The following is an 11,343-nucleotide window of genomic DNA, read 5'->3' on the forward strand; positions in this document are numbered from 1 at the left end:
AACGGCTGCTCCGGCATGCGGCATGCCGCATGCCGGAGCACCCTGATCCTGAGGCTGCCTGTCCCCCGAACGGCAGCCGGCCAGGAAGGGGTGGCAGCGATGTTCGCGAGGCTGAGCACGTATGAGGGATCACCGGTTCCTGCGCAGGGAGACCTGACGGCGAACTGGGATGCGACTCTCAAGCAGGTCCAGGAGGTTCCCGGCTTCCGGGGCGTGTACTACCTCGTCGACCGAGCCTCTGGGAAGGCCAAATCGCTGACCTTGTGGGATGACGAGCAGACCATGCAGGCCAGCGAGGAAAGGACAACCCGGCTCCGCGAGGAAGTCGCACGGAGGGAAGGCCAACGGGTTGTCTCGGTCGAGCGCTTCGAGGTGGGATTCAGTCACCTGGAGCCGTAGCAGTCATCACTCCGCACGTTGACGGCGTCGTAGGGTCGGCGGGCCGAAAGTCACGCGATGACACGGGACGAATTATACGAGCGCCCGGATCCGTACGCGATCGCGGCAGGTCTGGGTTCCCTGCCTTGCTGACGCTTCCGGGGAGCGGTGTTGAGCCATTCGTGTTGTGATCGATGGCAAAGGACACAACGGCGTCGAGAACGGGAGGAAATCATGACTGAGAAACTGCGAGCACGAGACATCATGTCCGGCGGCGTGCAGTGCGTCGGTGCGCACCAGTCGCTGTTCGACGTGGCGAAGATGATGCGCGATCTGAACGTCGGTTGCCTGCCCATCTGCGGCGACGACAACAGGCTCACCGGCTTGATCACCGACCGTGACATCGTCGTCAAGTGCTGCGCCGATGGCATCGACCCGGCAACCGTGCAGGCCGGATCACTCAATGCCAAGGTGCACTGGATCGATGCCGAAGCGGACGCCACCGATGTCCTGACGACCATGGAGGAACACCAGATCAAGCGGTTGCCTGTGATCGACGTCCAGAGCGGCCACCGTCTGGTCGGCATGATCACGGAGGCCAATCTCGCGAAGAATCTGAGCGACGAACAGATCGCCGAATTCGCGAGCCGCGTATACGCGAGTGCTGGGACGTCCGGTCGGTCCGCAGACTGAGGCGTCTCGTCGAACCCGGTCGCCGCGGTCCACTGGCAAGGCGCCGAAGCGAGCCGATCACCGCCCGGCGAGACCACGTGGCGGCCTGGCGGCGCGGGACGCATCCACTTGCGTCAGGGGCGCGCTTGGTTCCGCCGGCCGTGGTCCACCGGCCCGGTGCCGGCCCCCAGAGCGAACCCCGCCGCGATCGCCGCGGTGACGTAGTCCTTGGCCTGGCGTACGGCATCCAGAGCCGGGCGGCCTTGCGCCAGGCCCACCGCGATGGCCGAGGCGAGCGTGCAGCCCGTGCCGTGGGTGTGGCGGTTGTCGATCCGCGGGGCGCGCAGCCAGTGCTCCTCCTCGCCGTCCGTCAGCAGGTCCACCGCCTCGCCCGGCAGGTGGCCGCCCTTCACCACTACCCAGCGCGGTCCGTACGTGAGCAGCCGCGCGGCGGCGCGGCGCATATCTGCTTCGTCCGCCACCGCGATGCCGGTGAGCTGCGCGACCTCGTCGAGATTCGGCGTGACCACCGTCGCGACCGGCAGCAGCGCGGTCCGTACGGCATCCAGCGCGTCGTCGGCCAGCAGCTTGTCTCCGTGCTTGGACACGCTCACCGGGTCCACGACGACCGGGGCCGCCACGTCCGACAACAGCTCGGCGACCACCGTGACCAGCTCGGGCGAGGAGAGCATCCCCGTCTTGACCGCCTGGACACCGATGTCGTCGACGACACTGCGGTACTGCGCGCGCACCGCCTCCACGGGGAGTTCCCATGCGCCCTGCACGCCCAGGGAGTTCTGTGCCGTGACAGCCGTGAGCACGCTCATTCCGTGGGCGCCGAGCGCCAGCATGGTCTTCAGGTCGGCCTGGATTCCGGCTCCTCCGCCGGAGTCGGATCCGGCGATCGTCAGCACGCGGGGCGGCGCGGTCATGCGTGGCTCTCCTCTTGGTTGCGGCTCCCTGCCCGGGCGTATGCGCGGGCCGCCGCTCGGGGGTCCTCGAGGCCGCAGGCAGCGGCACTGATCGCGCCGACGGTGCCGGTGAGCACGCCGGTCATGGTCGGATCGGGAGCGACCCATACGGTGAACAGGCGCCCGGGACCGCCTTTGCGGTTGCTCTCGGGGACCGGCTCCCTACCGTGCGCTTCGACATGGAGGTCGTCGGCGGCCGTCGGTATCCGTCCGTCGAAGACGGGCAGCCGGCCGTCGGCGGGCAGCCCGCCGGAAACATGCGTCAAAGGCATGGAAGACATCCCTCCGCCAGTACGAACTGGTTCAGGTGCGACGGGTGTGATCTCAGCCCTCGGATGGGGCACCCCGTGTCCGGTACGGCGGCCAGACTAACCCGATCGCTCTGGCTCTCACATCGCCGGGACCGGCACTCCGAAAGAATCTCCGACAGGATCTCCGCCAGGAACAAGGGGTTCCTCGGCCCAGATGGTCTTGCCGTCGCGGTCGTGGCGGGCAACCCGAAAGGAGGCGAGCCGGGCAACCGGGGACAGCCTGCGTGCGGGGCAGCCGGCCGAGCCCGGCCTCGACATCCCGGTCCGGTGCTTGCCAGGAGGCTGTCGGTGCACAACGCGAGGACGGAGCCTTCCGCGAGTCGGCGTTCAGCGGTTTCGAGGGGGAGCCCGCCGCGCGGCCTGCCCCGACACCTCACCGTCATCGCAGCACGTGACCACCGCGATGCCCTCCCTCCTCGTACTCGCTCACTTCCGGCTCAGGTTGATCTGCTGGGTCAGGTTGCCGATCTCGCTGCCGAGTTTCTGCACGGGGTCGGCGAGGGAGGCCAGGGTGGACTCGACATCGACCGCCGCGGCCGTGTGATGGTCCATGGCGGCTGCGTGCTCCAGCTGTGCCCACACGGCGGCTTCGGCCACCAGCGCGTCGCGCTGAGGACTGGCAACCGGGTGCTGGGATGCCTGGGAAAGCAGCTCGCGGGCCTTCTGGCCGGGGGTGCTGTCGGTCATGGACCGAATCTTGCCAGCGGATGCGAGGCGACGGGCGGGTTTCGCAGGAGGGACACCCGGAGACCGAGCCGGTAGTGGAACTGGCACAACATGCGGACGAGGTGACGATCTCCCCCGCCCGGCGCACGACGACGGTGGCACATGGCCGTTCAGCCGTCGGCCCGCAGGGCCTGGAGCAGCATCGGTAGCGAGGAGTGCAACTCACGCTGCCAGTACGCCCAGCCGTGCGTCCCCGGTCCGTAGAAGTGGGTGGTCACGTGCTTCGCACCCCTGCGTTCGAGCTCTCTCGCAAGGGCCTGGTTCTGCCTGTTGAAGTCCGCCTCGAGCGCGCTCGTGCTGCCCGGCTGGTCCAAAGGGCCGGTGGTGCCGTCACCGCACGACAGGTAGACGGGGGTCGACTTGAGGCGTTTGGCCAGGTGGAACGGGTCGTGGGCCACCCAGACATCACGTTGCGCAACCGGATCCCCCCAGACTCTCAGCGGGTCGTTGCCCTGACCAGCGAAGAACCCCATGATGCGGTTCACCGACTCGTCGTTGAGCAGCGGGTGCACAGAGCCGGAGTAAGCCGCGGCTGCCCTGAACATCCCGGGGTGCCGGGCGGCATACAGCAGGGCTCCCTGGCCACCCATCGACAGTCCCGCCACGACGCGGTTGCTGCTCGCCCCCCAGTCGTGCTCAAGAAGCAGGCGCAGCTCCTTGGTGTGGAAGGTCTCCCATGCCGGGTCACTGCCCTGGCCGTAGTTCCACCAGTCGCTGTACCAGCCGTTCCAGCCGGCCTCCGGCATGACCACGAGGACGTCGCGCAGGCTGTCGGTCCGCGCGACGTCGGTCCGACTGGTCCACGACGTGTAGTCCCCGCAGCAGCCGTGCAGCAGCCAGAGGGTCGGCCAGTGCCGGCTCCGGTCGCCCGGGTCCCAGCCATCGGGCGTGAGCAGACGTACGTTCACCGTCCGGCCGCCGAGGGCCGGTGAACGGACCGACAAGTCGACCTGCCGGTCGGCGACCTGGGTGACCGCGACGACCTCGGCACCCTGGGACGAGGAGCCGGACCCGCCCGCCTCCCCGGCAGCTGACACTGTCGACGCGGTGGCGAGCGCCGACGGGGTCGACGCCAGGGCGAGCAGCAGCGCGGCAAGGACGAGCAGGAGGCGGGCTCGGCGGATCGGGATGGCGGTCATGGCGGCTCCGGGCGGTCGGTGGTCGCTGGCTCGGGCTTTCTCGGACCGGGCTGGGTCAGCCCCGGCCGGGCAGGATCAGCAGTGCGTCCCCGACGGGGCGTTCGCCGGTCGCGTCGGACGGTTCGTTGATCACTTCTCCGTCGGCCACCATGGTGGTCGACCCGCCGCCGTCAAGATTGACCGCGTCGCGCAGGCCGAGTGCTTGGGCGACGGCAGCGCTCTCGGGGATGCTCAGCCCGAGCGCTTCCGTGCTGCGTCCGTCGGCGGTGACGAGCACGGTCCTGCCTGCGGCATCCACCCCGGCCAGCGTGCGTGGGTTGCGCTTGTGCATCCAGCCGTAGTAGAAGCTCGCGTTGCCGGGCTGCACCATCCCGTCGGTGGCAGGCGTGACGTGCAGCCGTCCGTCGCGGACCAGTTCGGGACCACCGTTGAGGATGCTGGTCATCGGTGACGGGGAGACCCTGCGGCCGCTGCTGTCCCGCAACGTCCCCTCGATGTGCAGGGGCCGGCCGACCTGCGCCAGGGCTGCCAGTTCGGCGACGCGGGTGCCGGTCGCCTGCACGGAACTGCCGTCGGCCGGCAGCGGTCCGCCGCGCGGTGAGCGCAGTTCGAGGACTCGCCCGCGGCTGTCCAGTACGGCCTCAAGGCCGTCGCCCTGCGGCGTCCGCCGTCCGTAGTCAGGCGTGAAGGCGACGAGTTCGTCGTGATCGGTGCAGGTCACGTCGTGCAGGGGCAGCGAGGTCGGAGTGTCGTCGGCCGTTCCGCCGCAGTTCCTGATCAAGCCCGGTACGCGGTCGACACCGTCCAGGGGTTGCGACGCGTCCCGGCCGACGACCCGTCCTTTCCAGGTGAGCCGGGCGACCTCGCTGTGCCGGCCGGAGTCGCGTATCACCAGGCCGGGGCGCCCGTTCACCGGCTCGCTCAGCAGCCGGCCGTCGTAGACGCCGACGCCGGCCGGATCGCCCGGTGCTCCGGCGCTCGGGGCGAGGACGAAGAACCCGGCGTTGACTGCGGCGGTCGCGCCGGCCGCGGCCGCCAGCTCGCTGGTCTTCTCGCGGTTCTCCAGATCGGGACCGTACGACGCCTTGAGCCTGCCGCGGAACCGGTCCGGGTCGATGGTGAGCACATCGATCCGCCACGGGCCATGGTCCGCGGGGTCCCCGTCCCAGCCGGCGTAAACGGCGGACCCGGCGTACCCGGCCCCTCTCAGCCGGGTGCGCTCGGCCGTCACGGCGGACTGCGAGTCGAACTGCCCGACCCGTACCCGCCACCCCAGCGTTCCACCGGCGTAGTCGGCGACCGCCGGAGTCGTGACCTCCTCGACCCGGGCGCCGAAGCCGTCCGCCTGCAATTCGGCAGCCAGCTCGTCGGCGCTCGCCCGGTCCTTCAGCGCCGTCGGCGGCGCGTCGGGGTCCGGCGAGGTGGCACCGCCGGGTATGGAAACCTCGACCGTCCACGCAAGCGACGGGGCGTCGGCACCGCGCACGATCCGCGTGAGGGTGACACCAGGCTGCAACGTCCGCGTGCTGCGGGTCTCGGTCAAGTCGACAGCGCCCAGCGGCAGGGCACGCATCGGCCCCGGCCGCGGCTCGGAGGAGGCAGGAGCCGGCAAGGCACCCACCACGGCGAAGAGGGCCAGGACCGTACAGGCGCCGAGCAACTTGCTTTTCACGTACCCCCCTTGGAAAGATCGGCCCAGCAACGGTGCGTGCGGCAGGGAGCACCAGTCAAGACGTGTACACGTCAAATTCCGGCCGGCCGGGCGTTCTCGTGGGTGAGCCGACCGGGCTGATGAGGACGCTCATGCTTTCTCTCCCAATTCAGGGTTCAGCCCGATACCGGGGTAGAACTTGCGCTGGTTGGACAGGGTCATGTCTTTGGGTGTGGCGATGCCGACGAGCTCCCGTACCCGGGTGGCGAACGCCCGTGAGGAGATCGGGATGGCGCCCTTGAGCCGGCACCAGTTCCTGTAGCTGCTGTAGAGCTGAGCCTGTTCCGCACGCATGGCGGGGTTCACAGTGCAGCACTCGCCCAGGAACCGGCCCGTGTGGTCTTCGATCTCCGCGTAAGCGTTGGTGGCGGTGCGTACCGGCGGGGGGCCGACAAGATCGCGAGGGCCGTTCAGATAGCGACGCGCTCCGGTGACGAGCCAGTGCAGGATGCCGGGCCCTTCTTCGGTGACCAGGACGTCGGCGAGGTTGTCAACCTTCCGGTCGTCCGCGACAACCCGCTCGAAGGGGATCAGCCTCAGCCGGCGCCAGAACGCGTAGCCGCCGGTGCCGACTTCGGGACGGTGATTGCCGAGCAGCCACAGTTTGTGGGTGGGGGCGAAACTGAAGAAGTCCTGCCGCATCCTGCGGGCCTTGATCCGGTCTCCGCCGGTAAGTAACTTGACGCGGGACTCATCGAAGCGGTCGCCGGACCTCAGTTCAGAGCAGACGATGATGCGCCGGCCATGCAGCTCGGCAAGATCGGTGGGGTGCCGTCCGGGGGGCCTGCCCATCAGGAAACCGGGCGGCGCGGAATCCGCGTAGTCACCAAGAAGTTTGACGATGACTTCCAGAAGAACGCTCTTGCCGTTCTTCCCCTGTCCGTACAGGAACGGCACGATCTGCGCGCCGACATCCCCGGTGATCGAGTAGCCCAGCAGCTCGTGCAAGAAGTCGATCATCTGATGGCCGTCGGCGTCGTCGCCGAACGTGTCAGTGAGGAATTGCCGCCAACGCGGTGTTCGCATCAGCCGGGCTCCCACGCTCGTGGCACGCGAGTGACAGTGCCTCTCCGGGTCCGGCGCGGCAACCAGACCGGTGTGGAGGTCGACCACCCCGTCCGGCGTGCACAGTGCATAGGGGTCCGCGTTCAGCAGCGAAGCGTTGAGAGCCATCCCCGGCGCGGCCTTGGCCTGCATCAGCATGGCCATCATTCCGGACGTCGCCAGAGCCCGCCGGCGGTTTCGGCGCAGCTCCGCCCCGCCGTGGCGCCCATGCGGGTCGGTCTCTGCCAGCCTCTCGGCCATCTCACCGGCTGCCCACAGTACGGTGTCGTCCTCGTCGATCTCCCAGCGATAGCCCGACCACCGGTACCAGCCCAGGCCCGGCACATGCCTGAAGTCCCGCCTGTACAGGGCGACGAACAGCTTGGCGTTGCCACGATCACTGAGGGTGTCGGGCAACAGGCCGCGCTCGGTTGCCCGCATCGCCGTCGGCGCAGCTTTTTTGGTGGCCTGCGGCGGGACGGTGTTCGCTGGGGAGCCGAGCAGAATCTCTTGCGCGACCTTTTGGGGGTCGAACGGCACGTCGTCGTCGCTCGGTGCGTGATTCACCTACGGTCTCCCAGCTCAAGGGGACGACGGCTGCCCGCAAGCATCCCGGACCGGATGATGCGCAGGGTTCGGTGTTCGTGTCCCTGGCGCACATGAACCGCAACTGCCAGGAGGGCCGCTTCCGTGTCCTGCGCCATCAGATGGCCTGTGGCGACCAGACCGCCCACGGTGCAGGAGGCTCGGTTGAGCTTGTCACTGAAGCTTGCCCCTTCTGCCACGGCGGCGCGGTCGAAGACCGGGGTCAGGGCGGCGGCCGGAGTCGCTTCCGCGAGGCTGGAGCCGCCACCTGTTGCCAGGACGGCCTGCCGGGCACGCTGTGGCACAGGCATGGCGAGGTCCCGCTGGGCAGGCTGCACCGGACGGTGGCTGGTCCGGGCGAGTTCCACGGTCAGCCGGTCCGGCAGTGGCGCCGGACGGCGTACCGGCTCGAGAGCCCCGTACGCTGCGGCCGCTGCCTTTGTCCCGGGCGCGACGATGCAGCCGCCATGGGGGCGTAACGCCCCTTGCCAGGCCGGCGCCCGGCCCGAACTCCAGCCTGCCGAACACCGCCAGGTGTGCCCCGGCCCTGCGGCGTACCAGATGTGCAGGCCTCCGAACGGAGTACGCACCCGCCGTATCGGCACGTCCCGGGCCGGCTCTTCCGCTCTCCGCAGCGCTTCCAGAAGGTTTCGGCAATCGTGGCACTTGGCCGGTGGTGTCTTGCGGCGGACAGCCAGTGGATGCACTGGCCGGCTCCGCCGGGCGCACCACAGTGCGACCGACAGGGCGTCAGGCAACGGAGTTGCCGGTCGGGACGCTACGGTCCGGCCTGAGTTGCTGTTACATAGGCGCAGCTCAGGAATCATACGTACCCCTTTCAGCGACTGAAGCGACTCAAATTCCAAATAGGTGGACCACAGATAGAACGGAACGCCTGGGGCCCGCACGAGGCCTGCCCAGCTCCTGCCGGCCGCCTCACGTTCATCCGGTCGCACGGAGCAATATCCAACGCGGGACCTTTTGGCTGAATCGATGCGGTGACGACAAAGATTCCTCCCCTGACTCATCTGCAAGAACCAAGCCTGATCACCTTATCCGTGGAAGGAGTCCCACTTTCCCGTGAATGCGCTCTATCGAGATCCGGGTGGACACTTCGGGATGAGCAACGGAAGCGGTTGGTTTGTTATACAGACGCGGCTGGTGGGCATGGCTGGATCTCACTCGCCCGACACGAAGCCACTGCGAGAAGCCTGTCGCTCTGGCGTCAACTTCATGGACGAACCCCTCCCCGGCATACGACTTCATTTGCAGCACCGAGGCTGCACTATTCCGCAACTCAGGGTCAAACGATCAAGACGAAGCGTTGGCCGGGGTGAGCGGTCGACTGAGCAACACGCCCTGCTCACGGCAGGCAGCAGGCCTGTTTCACACCACCCTTGGATGCGCGATTCACAATGCCGAGGGCGATCTGGCCCGTGACCGTGTGGTTTTCAACCGATTCATGGATGCCGGTGCCGATGTCGAAGCGCACAGCCCCACAGAGCGAGAGGGGCGCGATGCTGTAACAGCTTATGGCTCTGCCATACGGTGCTACCGTCCAACAAATTCGCCCACACGGCCACGCCGAAAAAATCACGCCAAGTACGACTGCTTCAGAGCACCATGAAAGGCAATCAGAAAAAGCGATTCGCCAGCCGAACCGTTGCCCGCGGGGCACCGATTCCACGGCATCGCGGGGCCACCCACGCCCATGAACCACTCCGGTCGGACGATTGAAAACAGCCACGCACAGGGAGCGCTCGAGCGGTTCGGTGCGGGGGGGAGCATATTGCTATGAATACGCCATTCGAGTGATACCCTGCCAGCTTTGTTGCTGTCATATGCAACCCCGGAGGATAACTATCACTATCCAAACCGGTGGGCCGCCCACCCTCTCCGGGGGAGCGGCTGCTCATTTCTCTTGTAGCTATCCAGGTGAAGTGAAGGTCTGGGGATCTGCCGAGTGGGTCTGCCGCAATGGGCACCCCCGTGGGAGGGGTTTGGATCCGCCAGTCGGTGCCGGCATCCGGTGCCGACTGGTGCGGCGGCCCATGTGACCTCTTTTTGGGGGCACCATGCGAGCTTCCCTGACGATTGTTCCGACGTCCAACGCCCGGCCCAGTGCTCACGAGTTCTGCGGTGAGACCGCTCCGGCCGGCGCGGCGAAACGCCAATCGGCGGGGATACCTTGTCACTCCCAGGGGTTCTCAGCCAACCCGGTCACCGTCGCGCACGATGCGGGGGCGTTGCCGGAGCACAGAGCCTGCTGCTGCCCACCACAGCACCGAATCACCTTCAGGGCCGACGGCCACCATCGCCCAGGCACCGTTCGGTGACTGGCGTCCCCGATGCCGATCCCGCCGGGAGGGCCGTATCGCCCCCTGACACCGGCACTGTCCGTGTGACCGTGACCGCCTCCTGCGGATTCAGGGGCACGGTCCCCATCCTCTTGGCGAACTCACCGCTCGTCTCGCTTGCTGCCGCCCGGGGCAGCACAAGCAACCTCAACGGCGTCGGTCCGAGCACCGCCACGGGGACCGCAGCCGATCCGGGCCGGGATCAAGACCACCGTGGATGCGGGACTGCGCACGGCCCGGCTCACCCCCTGTACGGCCGTGCCGGTGGCAGGTACCCCCGCTTCCTACCACCGAACCGCCCACTGGGCTCCCTGCATGGCTGCCCCGGCCGGTGTACATCGCTGCGGCAGGAAATTCGCAGCCGGCGGCTTGTGCCGCGTCCCGTCCGGAAGCGCAATCTGCCTCCCCGCCACCTGAGCAAGGCCCAGGATGAGAGGAAGAACAATGCTGCCGACTGCTTGGTCGGGGGCACAGATCGCACTGTCCCCCCATGAGATTGAACAATGGCCAAAAACGGCGTCGGCCCGGGCCCGGGCCGACGACCGGCCTACGAGACAACCCGTCTCGTTCCGCGTGCCGGCACTGTCGCGAGCGGTGCCGGTCTGTCGCCATCTGGCCCGGCTGTGGATGGATTCCGAGGACATATCAAATGATGGTGCCCAATGTGCGGCATTACTCGTGATCTCTGAGCTGATGACCAACGCCATCGTCCACACGAACAGCATCTCGATCGCCTGCCGCCTGCGAAAGGACAGCGACTGGCTTCTCGTGGAAGTCCAGGACGAGGGCGGAACATCGTTCGTCCCACACCCGCATCGCGTCGGCAACGCCAACGAATATGGTCGAGGTCTGATGGTGGTCGCGCAGTCCGCCCAGGCACTGGGAACGCGGCTGGAGACCGACGGCGGCCGCACGTTCTGGGCACGGATCTCACTGACCGGGTGAAGTCCGCCGGATTGCGTTCCGCGACCGGGACGCAGACCGCCGAGCCCCTGGCTGACGGCCGGAGGGGAGCCATCGGAAGCTCCTCTTTCACCAGAACCTGCCCTGCGCCAGCAGCTCCGGGCGCCTCCGGCTTCGGTGACCAGCCGGGGGGCGATCTTGTCATGGTGGCCGAGGCCCTTGCGGTGACGGGGGATGGGGTCTGGAGGACGAACTTGCGGGCTGGTCACGCCCCGGCCGGGACCGAGTTCGCCGGGCCCCGCACTTCGCACTCACCTCGTCGTCCCGGTATGACGCGCGTGAGCCCTGCGCTGCCGCCCCGCGGCAGATGACGCAGCGAGGCTGCATACAGGACGGTCAATCGGCACACGAGCGAGCCCAGGCAATCACTCGCAGTGAGTTCACCCGGGCCCACGTCTGCGAATCGGGACTGTGCGCCATGAGACCTCACCCGCTGCATCCCCCGAGCCGCCCCGATTCCCAACGGCGCCGGCCTGCGCGTGGAAC

General features: G+C 67.9%; 10 protein-coding genes, 2 pseudogenes and 1 riboswitch. Of the genes and pseudogenes, 3 read left to right on the forward strand and 9 right to left on the reverse strand.

Annotation, left to right across the window (positions count from 1 at the left end; translation table 11 throughout):
• Together ABTZ94_RS32410 and ABTZ94_RS32415 are read left to right on the forward strand one after the other, a co-directional pair.
• Positions 1–399: hypothetical protein (locus tag ABTZ94_RS32410; protein ID WP_351206193.1), on the forward strand; the 399-nt coding region annotated here is incomplete at its 5' end.
• A 213-nt stretch (positions 400–612) separates the two neighbouring features.
• Positions 613–1,071: a CBS domain-containing protein gene (locus ABTZ94_RS32415; RefSeq protein WP_351206195.1), complete on the forward strand. Its 459-nt coding sequence runs from the start codon at positions 613–615 to the stop codon at positions 1,069–1,071.
• A gap of 113 nt (positions 1,072–1,184) precedes the next feature.
• Here the strand turns inward: ABTZ94_RS32415 and thiD are convergent, their stop codons facing one another.
• The 9 genes and pseudogenes from thiD to ABTZ94_RS32460 form a co-directional block, all read right to left on the reverse strand.
• Positions 1,185–1,982: a bifunctional hydroxymethylpyrimidine kinase/phosphomethylpyrimidine kinase gene (gene thiD, locus ABTZ94_RS32420; RefSeq protein ID WP_351206197.1), complete on the reverse strand. Its 798-nt coding sequence runs from the start codon at positions 1,980–1,982 to the stop codon at positions 1,185–1,187.
• Positions 1,983–2,074: 92 nt separating this feature from the next.
• A pseudogene (locus tag ABTZ94_RS32425) lies at positions 2,075–2,293 on the reverse strand (cytosine permease); the annotation flags it as partial.
• A riboswitch (TPP riboswitch) is annotated at positions 2,285–2,379 on the reverse strand. (Overlaps the previous pseudogene by 9 nt.)
• 379 nt (positions 2,380–2,758) lie before the next feature.
• Positions 2,759–3,019: a hypothetical protein gene (locus ABTZ94_RS32430; RefSeq protein WP_351206199.1), complete on the reverse strand. Its 261-nt coding sequence runs from the start codon at positions 3,017–3,019 to the stop codon at positions 2,759–2,761.
• A gap of 149 nt (positions 3,020–3,168) precedes the next feature.
• Positions 3,169–4,197 carry an alpha/beta hydrolase gene (locus ABTZ94_RS32435; RefSeq protein WP_351206201.1) on the reverse strand — a complete coding sequence of 343 codons (1,029 nt, stop codon included), beginning with the start codon at positions 4,195–4,197 and terminating at the stop codon, positions 3,169–3,171.
• A 55-nt stretch (positions 4,198–4,252) separates the two neighbouring features.
• The gene (locus tag ABTZ94_RS32440) at positions 4,253–5,869 is read right to left on the reverse strand and encodes a phosphodiester glycosidase family protein (RefSeq protein ID WP_351206203.1); all 1,617 of its coding nucleotides are present in this window, start codon (positions 5,867–5,869) and stop codon (positions 4,253–4,255) included.
• A 129-nt stretch (positions 5,870–5,998) separates the two neighbouring features.
• Complete coding sequence (locus ABTZ94_RS32445) at positions 5,999–7,393, reverse strand: DNA primase family protein (RefSeq protein WP_351206209.1); 1,395 nt, start codon at positions 7,391–7,393, stop codon at positions 5,999–6,001.
• A 122-nt stretch (positions 7,394–7,515) separates the two neighbouring features.
• On the reverse strand, positions 7,516–7,848 hold the full coding sequence (locus tag ABTZ94_RS32450; protein WP_351206211.1) for a hypothetical protein: 333 nt from the start codon (positions 7,846–7,848) through the stop codon (positions 7,516–7,518).
• A gap of 78 nt (positions 7,849–7,926) precedes the next feature.
• Positions 7,927–8,565 (reverse strand): annotated as a pseudogene (locus ABTZ94_RS32455) (hypothetical protein); the annotation flags it as partial.
• Between the two features lie 335 nt (positions 8,566–8,900).
• A complete protein-coding gene (locus ABTZ94_RS32460) occupies positions 8,901–9,029 on the reverse strand; it encodes a hypothetical protein (protein WP_351206205.1) in 129 nt (42 codons plus the stop codon).
• Positions 9,030–10,338: 1,309 nt separating this feature from the next.
• Between ABTZ94_RS32460 and ABTZ94_RS32465 the strand changes: the two genes are divergently transcribed.
• Positions 10,339–10,839, forward strand: coding sequence for an ATP-binding protein (locus tag ABTZ94_RS32465; RefSeq protein WP_351206207.1), 501 nt, complete (start codon positions 10,339–10,341; stop codon positions 10,837–10,839).
• Positions 10,840–11,343: the final 504 nt, after the last annotated feature.

It is taken from the genome of Streptomyces sp. NPDC002785, from assembly GCF_040295565.1.
GTDB lineage: Bacteria > Actinomycetota > Actinomycetes > Streptomycetales > Streptomycetaceae > Streptomyces.

Excerpts from the sequence above, each read along its gene's own strand:
- ABTZ94_RS32445 (WP_351206209.1), bottom strand. The coding sequence starts at position 7,393 with ATGCGGGCAACCGAGCGCGGCCTGTTGCCCGACACCCTCAGTGATCGT.
- thiD (WP_351206197.1), bottom strand. The coding sequence starts at position 1,982 with ATGACCGCGCCGCCCCGCGTGCTGACGATCGCCGGATCCGACTCCGGC.
- ABTZ94_RS32435 (WP_351206201.1), bottom strand. The coding sequence starts at position 4,197 with ATGACCGCCATCCCGATCCGCCGAGCCCGCCTCCTGCTCGTCCTTGCC.
- ABTZ94_RS32465 (WP_351206207.1), top strand. The coding sequence starts at position 10,339 with ATGCTGCCGACTGCTTGGTCGGGGGCACAGATCGCACTGTCCCCCCAT.
- ABTZ94_RS32415 (WP_351206195.1), top strand. The coding sequence starts at position 613 with ATGACTGAGAAACTGCGAGCACGAGACATCATGTCCGGCGGCGTGCAG.
- ABTZ94_RS32450 (WP_351206211.1), bottom strand. The coding sequence starts at position 7,848 with ATGCCTGTGCCACAGCGTGCCCGGCAGGCCGTCCTGGCAACAGGTGGC.
- ABTZ94_RS32430 (WP_351206199.1), bottom strand. The coding sequence starts at position 3,019 with ATGACCGACAGCACCCCCGGCCAGAAGGCCCGCGAGCTGCTTTCCCAG.